The sequence below is a fragment of the Burkholderia sp. Ac-20353 genome (genome assembly GCF_017104785.1).
Taxonomy (GTDB): domain Bacteria; phylum Pseudomonadota; class Gammaproteobacteria; order Burkholderiales; family Burkholderiaceae; genus Burkholderia.
In genome coordinates this window covers 1-4,299 of record NZ_JAAGPL010000364.1, presented here as the reverse complement: position 1 = coordinate 4,299, position 4,299 = coordinate 1, and the positions used below count along the sequence as shown (strand labels likewise).

4 protein-coding genes and 1 pseudogene are annotated in these 4,299 nt (G+C 68.9%); 1 reads left to right on the top strand and 4 read right to left on the bottom strand.

Annotated elements, in window-relative coordinates; genetic code table 11:
- From G3N94_RS40085 to G3N94_RS40070, 4 genes are all read right to left on the bottom strand, one after another.
- On the bottom strand, positions 1-418 hold a 418-nt coding region (locus G3N94_RS40085), incomplete at its 3' end, for a hypothetical protein (RefSeq protein WP_205799718.1).
- Positions 419-424: 6 nt separating this feature from the next.
- Positions 425-1,885: an IMP dehydrogenase gene (gene guaB / locus G3N94_RS40080; protein WP_205799717.1), complete on the bottom strand. Its 1,461-nt coding sequence runs from the start codon at positions 1,883-1,885 to the stop codon at positions 425-427.
- 281 nt (positions 1,886-2,166) lie between these two features.
- The gene (locus tag G3N94_RS40075; RefSeq protein ID WP_205799716.1) at positions 2,167-3,072 is read right to left on the bottom strand and encodes a DUF2182 domain-containing protein; all 906 of its coding nucleotides are present in this window, start codon (positions 3,070-3,072) and stop codon (positions 2,167-2,169) included.
- Entirely contained in the window at positions 3,050-3,814 is a 765-nt protein-coding gene (locus tag G3N94_RS40070) for a DUF899 domain-containing protein (RefSeq protein ID WP_205799715.1), read from the bottom strand. The genes G3N94_RS40075 and G3N94_RS40070 overlap by 23 nt, the downstream gene beginning before the upstream one ends.
- A gap of 129 nt (positions 3,815-3,943) precedes the next feature.
- Between G3N94_RS40070 and G3N94_RS40065 the strand changes: the two are divergent.
- Positions 3,944-4,299: pseudogene (locus G3N94_RS40065) on the top strand (helix-turn-helix domain-containing protein); the annotation flags it as partial.

Genomic DNA, 4,299 nt, shown 5'->3' with positions numbered 1-4,299 from the left:
CAGGTGCAGCCTGCGCCTTAGCGCGCCGCCGCACGACCGCGGCCAGACGCACGCCGCCGAGGCCCAGCACGACCAGCACCACGCCGGCCACTGCCGACACCAGCTGGCCAGCTGCCGCGAGCGCCGGACCGCGCGAGCCGATCGCCCAGACGATCGTCAGCACGCCGATCAGCCAGTTCACATGGCCGACCACGCGGGCGACCGGAGCCGTCAGGTCACCGTTGACCGCTGCATGCAGCGCGAGCCACCCGAGGCCGAGCAGCGCGACGCCGAACGCCTGGCCAAGCATCGCCGGCTCGACGTTTGCGAGCTGCAACGCGTTGAACAGCGCGTGCCACGGCGTCAGCACGAACAGCACGCCGAACGCCAGCAGCAGCACGGCATCGACAACCAGCACGGCTCGCAGCAGCGGTTTCATCGGCGATCAGTCCACGTGGTAGTTCGGCGCTTCCTTCGTGATCTGCACGTCGTGCACGTGCGACTCGCGCATGCCCGCCGCGGTGATCTGGACGAACTCGGCCTTGTCGTGCAGCTCGGCGATCGTCTTGCAACCGCAGTAGCCCATGCTCGCGCGCACGCCGCCGATCAACTGGAAGATGATCGCGTTGACCGAACCCTTGTACGCGACACGGCCTTCGATGCCTTCCGGCACGAGCTTGTCGATGTTCGCGGAGTTGTCCTGGAAGTAGCGGTCCGCCGCGCCGTCCTTCATCGCGCCGACGGAGCCCATGCCGCGGTACGACTTGTACTGGCGGCCCTGGTACAGGAACACGTCGCCCGGCGCCTCTTCGGTGCCCGCGAACATGCTGCCCATCATCACTGCGTTCGCGCCGGCGGCGAGCGCCTTCGACACGTCGCCCGAGAAGCGGATGCCGCCGTCGGCGATGCACGGCACGCCCGTCCCGCGCAGCGCGTCGGACACGTTCGCGATCGCGCTGATCTGCGGCACGCCGACGCCCGCGACGATCCGCGTCGTGCAGATCGAGCCGGGGCCGATGCCGACCTTCACCGCGTCCGCGCCGTATTCGACGAGCGCCTTCGCGGCCGCGGCCGTCGCGATGTTGCCGCCGATCACCTCGACGTGCGGGTACGTCTGCTTGACCCAACGCACGCGCTCCAGCACGCCCTTGCTGTGACCGTGCGCGGTATCGACGACGATCACGTCGACGCCCGCCTGCACGAGCAGCTCGACGCGCTCTTCGTTGTCCGGACCGACGCCGACCGCCGCGCCTGCGCGCAGCTTGCCGTGCTCGTCCTTGCAAGCGTCCGGGTGCTCGGTCTGCTTCGTGATGTCCTTGACCGTCATCAGGCCGCGCAGCTCGAACGCGTCGTTGACCACGAGCACGCGCTCGAGGCGGTGGCTGTGCATCAGCGCCTTCGCTTCGGCGAGCGGCGTGCCTTCCTTGACCGTCACGAGACGCTCGCGCGGCGTCATGATCGACTTGACCGGCTCGTCGAGGCGCGATTCGAAACGCAGGTCGCGGTTCGTGACGATGCCGACGAGCTGCGGGCCCTCGACAACCGGGAAGCCCGAAATGCCATGCTGGCGCGACAGCGCGATCACGTCGCGCACCTTCATCTGCGGCGGCACCGTGATCGGGTCGCGGACGACACCGGACTCGAAGCGCTTGACCTTCGCAACTTCGCGGGCCTGTTCGGCAGGCGTGAGGTTCTTGTGGACGATGCCGACGCCACCTTGCTGCGCCATCGCGATCGCGAGTCGGCCTTCGGTGACCGTGTCCATGGCGGCGGACACTAGCGGCATGTTCAGGGAGATGTTGCGGGTCAGCTGGGTTTTGAGGCTGGTGTCGCGCGGCAGAACGTCGGAGAAGGCCGGGACGAGGAGCACGTCATCGAAAGTGAGTGCTTTTTGGATCAGACGCATGGCAAATCCTATGGGCGCAAAATCGAATTATACGCGAAGTACTGTTGAATTTCACAACACGAACAAAGGCTTAGCCGTTTCCGGGCCGTCGCGGCCCCGAATCGTTCGGATCGCCTTTCGGGTCGTTTTCGATCCGGTTTCGTTTTGGCCTGCGGCATGTCCGTTCGCGCTGGCCACCACCGCGTGGCGCGGTTCCGCACATGCGGCCGCGGGCGCTCCGGAGCGGGCGCTCGCAGCATTGACCGGCATTGGCCGGCATTGGCCGGCATACGCACGCGCGGTTACGCGAGGCCGGCCGCGCGCGCAATCATCCACAAGCCCGTGACGACGGCAAGGCACCCGACAATGCGTGCCGCGCGCCGGCCGTCCGGCGCGACGCGCTCGGCGGCAATCGCAGCCGCCACCGCGGCCATCACGCACAGATCCATGATGCCGGTCGCGAGCGCGATCGCCATCAGATTCGTGCAGCACGCGCCGCAATGCAGACCGACGCGCAGACCGTGCCGCCATGCGGCACCAGCGCGAGTCGGCAGCGACGGGGCATGCGCCGCCTCCCCCCGGCAGCAGGCCAGCCGACGCGCCTTCCATCCGGTGAACTGGAGCGCGCCAGCAACGAGGACCACGACCCCGGCCAGCACGGGAAACGCCCGCACCAAGCCGGGCATGCGCACCGCGAGGCCGACCAGCAACGCACCGGCCGGAAAGACGGCCAGGCCGAATGCGCCCCATATCGATAAATACCCGGCACCGACGAGCGCGGTCAGTCGTCCGCGGCGTGCGTTGCCGGTCACGCCCGCCACGCCGACCGCCTGCCGGTAACGCCACAGCGTCGGCGCGAGCGACGGCAGCATCATCGCCACCGTCATCGCGCCCCACATGCCGAGAAACGCCACAACGGCGCCGGGCCACGATTGCCCGCAGAGCGGGCCCCATGCAGTCGACAGCGTCCAGCCGCCCGCCATCGGCACGCCGCCCATCGACGCCATCGACGCGCGCAGCACGATCGTCCCCGCCACGCCGGCGGCGAACAGCACGACCAGCACGCCGGCGAACGCGTGCCGTGAAGCGCGGCCGACTGCGCTGCGCGGCGGCCTGTCTGCCACCTCCCGCGGCACGCACGCGTCGCCCCCGAAGCCGCCCACGAAGTCAGCCCCGATTCGCGACTCAACGCCGGTCGTATTCGTCATGACGGCGCCACCAGACGCCCTGCTCGTTGCGCCCCTTCGGCGCGCGATCGAGCCACTGGTACATGCCCCACAGGCCGTCCAGCCCGCGCGCGTAGGTCGAATAGGTGTGATAGACCACGCCGTCCTCGAGCACGAACGCGCTCATCCCGGGCCGATCGCGCGAAAACGTGGCCGCGTCGGTGCCACAGGTGGCCGCGAACCGGGCAACGGGTTCCGGCGGCGGCGTCTGGTCCATCGCATGACCGGCGCGCTGGTAGTTGTATTCGACGTCGCCGGTGCGCTGCTGCGCCTCGGTGAACGATACGTTGAAATCGAAATTGAAATCGCTGTCGACCGAGGACGCCCACGGGAACGTCCAGCCCATCCGCTGCTTGTACGCCTGCAGCTTCGCGAGCGGCGCCCGCGACACGGCCATCAGCATCACGTCGTGATTCGCCAGATGGACGGCGAAGCCGTTGAAGCCGTCCGCGATCGACGAGCACGACGGGCAGCCGGCCTTGTAGTCGGGCCCGAACATGAAATGGTAGACGATCAGCTGCGAACGGCCGCCGAACAGGTCCGCTAGCGTCGCTGCGCCGGCGTCGGTGTCGAACCGGTACGTCTTGTCGATTCGCACCCACGGCAGCGCCTGACGCTGCCGCGCAAGCGCGTCGCTCTGATGCGTCAGCGCCTTCTCCGCGTCGAGCAGCGCGACGCGCGCCGCCAGCCATTCGTCGCGTGTGCCGGTGAGATGTGTGGTCATTGCTCGTTCCTCCTTTCGGTGTCCTGCGTGGTACGTTCCGTCACCGGCACGACGTGCCGGGCGGGAGTCGTGGTGCTAGATTAGTGCCGGGCGCCAAACGGGGGGAGTGACAAGTGTGTCGGGATTCGGATGGATTCGCTGATCACGGCTGCGGCGCGCGCGCTCGCCGCGGGTGACCCGCTCGGCGCGCTGAACCGGGTCGCGCTGCGCGACGATGCGCCCGCGCTCGCGCTGCGCGGCATCGCGATGGCGCAACTCGGCGACTTCGAGCGCGCGAAGGCACTCGTGCGCAGCGCGGCGCGCGCATTCGGCCCTCGCGAAGTCGTCGCCCGGGCGCGTTGCGTGGTCGCCGAAGCCGAGATCGCGCTCGCGTCGCGCGATCTCAACTGGCCGACGAAGGCACTCGAGATGGCGCGCGCCACGCTGGAAGCGCACGGCGACCCTGCGAACGCCGCACATGCGCGCTATCTGCAGGTGCGCCGCCT